The sequence below is a fragment of the Deltaproteobacteria bacterium HGW-Deltaproteobacteria-6 genome (genome assembly GCA_002840435.1).
In the GTDB taxonomy this organism is placed as follows: Bacteria; Desulfobacterota; Syntrophia; order Syntrophales; family Smithellaceae; genus UBA8904.
The window spans coordinates 1-1,576 of the sequence record PHAT01000028.1 but is presented as its reverse complement, the minus strand read 5'-3'; the positions used below and the strand labels follow the sequence as shown (position 1 = coordinate 1,576).

The 1,576-nt window shown below is 53.6% G+C and carries 1 protein-coding gene; it reads right to left on the bottom strand.

Features of this window, described 5'->3' with window-relative positions:
- A partial coding sequence (locus tag CVU71_18555) for a hypothetical protein (GenBank protein PKN16762.1) occupies window positions 1–1,576 on the bottom strand: 1,576 nt, incomplete at both ends.

Here is a 1,576-nt window from a genome sequence, read left to right as displayed (position 1 = left end):
CTGGATCGTTTCCGCGCGAATGGTCCTGTAACCTTCTTTTTTGGCCAGTTCGATGCACTGTTTGGACAGGGTTATCCCCAGCGATCTATTCTGCCAGGGATCGGAGATGATGATCGCATATTCCGCTTCGCCTTCACACTGTTTGTTCTTAATCAGACGCGCAATGCCCAGAAACTTGTATTGATCGCCGACCTTCATTTCCGCGACAACGGCGACTTCCTCTTCCGGGTTGAGGTTGCAGAAACGCTCAGCCCGTTCTGGCGTTGCGCTAAAGGGCGATAAAAACCGCAGCCACAGCGATTTTTGGGAACAGCCGTTCACAAAATCAGTCCACAGACCGATGTCCTTGGGATTGATCAGGCGCAGGCGCACGGGATTGTTATCCACGGAGAACGCATCCTTCGTCAGATGACGCGCGATGGAATCGGTAAGTGCGCCTTGCCGTCTCACACCGTAGTGATACATCTGCCCTAGAACTTCCGCTGCCATTTCGGCGGTCGAATAAACAGGGAAGCCGGCCTGCTCCATCTTGACTACATCGTCGATCATGAATTCTTTGCAGGCCACAACGCAGACGACGGGCTTTCCCTTATAGTCGATGTTTTTCATGACCTCCACAAAGGAGCCCAGGATTTCTCCCTGAATGACCACGATAAAGCTGTGCACGTCTCCTGATTCCACGCCGATTTCAATAAGATTTTTCACCTGCTCGGGCGTCATGGAGAAAGAACAATCGATAGGATTCCCGACACTGGCATAATCAGGCAGGGCGTTTTTCAGCCGTGTTTGAAAATAGGGTTCCAGTGTGGCCAGGCGCATATCGGAGAGATACAGCATGTCGGTGGCCGCAACACCCAGCGAACCGGTGTAGGTGATTACCAGCACCCCGTTGCCTTTCGGTACAGGCTGTTTGGAAAAAGCGCGTGTCAGCGCGAAGAGATGTTCATTGTCCCGAGCCCGGATCACGCCGCTTTGCCTGAAGGCCGCGCTGTTGACTTCATCATTACCGGCAAGCGATGCGGTATGCGAGGATACGGCTTTCTTGCCGGCTTCCGTTCTGCCCGATTTCAGCACGATGACGGGCTTGCGAACCGCCGCCCGTGTGGCCACATCGACAAAACGTTTGCCGCTGCGGATGTCTTCCATATACATGACGATCACGGAGATATGGTCGTCGTCGCTCAAGTATTCCAGAATATCCGTTTCATTGATGTCCATCTTGTTGCCAATGGTCGCCACAATACCAAAATCCAGTACATTGCTTAATCCCGTGAGAATCCCCGCGGCGTAGACACCGGCCTGGGCCACCATTCCCACATTACCTTTTCGCAGATCGGACAGCAGCCCGATGGATTGCACCATGTTGTGATGGGTATTGATGACCCCGGAACAATTCGGTCCCAGGACGCGGCAGTTATGATCGCGAATAATTTTTAGAATTCTTTCCTGCGTCTCCCTGCCTTCTTCACCGCTTTCAGCAAATCCCGCCGCCTCCACGACAACAAACCGGACGCCCTTTGTGCAGCAATCGGCAATGGCCGCCTCGACCGCTTTGGCCGGGACAATCACAATGGCC